This is a genomic window from Acinetobacter sp. 1566109 (assembly GCF_000582255.1).
GTDB lineage: Bacteria > Pseudomonadota > Gammaproteobacteria > Pseudomonadales > Moraxellaceae > Acinetobacter > Acinetobacter nosocomialis.
The window spans coordinates 1-357 of the sequence record NZ_JEYB01000249.1 but is presented as its reverse complement, the minus strand read 5'-3'; the positions used below and the strand labels follow the sequence as shown (position 1 = coordinate 357).

General features: G+C 33.1%; 1 protein-coding gene. It reads left to right on the top strand.

Going from position 1 to position 357, the window contains the following annotated elements:
- Positions 1-154 precede the first annotated feature (154 nt).
- On the top strand, positions 155-357 hold a 203-nt coding region (locus J582_RS25630; RefSeq protein ID WP_032049051.1), incomplete at its 3' end, for a NirD/YgiW/YdeI family stress tolerance protein.

Genomic DNA, 357 nt, shown 5'->3' with positions numbered 1-357 from the left:
TATTTTTTTCATTAAAAAAAGAGCCAGTCCAAAAGCTTCTCCAACAATAATATTGTACATCTGACATGATGACACAAAAAATCACAAAAGCTAAAACTCACAATTTTAAGAAATTGTTTAGATAACTATGAATAAAAGAATAGGAGAAATTTTAATGAAAAAAATAGTGTTAACCACAATTACCAGTCTGGTTTTATTCGTTAGCAGTGCAACCTTTGCAAGAACTGATCCGGCTATACTCAATCAAGCTGCAAAAAATGTAGTCACTGTTTCAAAAGCAAAAACATTAGCTGATGAAACAGGTGTAACCCTCACTGGAACTATCGTAAAGCATATTGCTGGCGACCATAGCAAGAG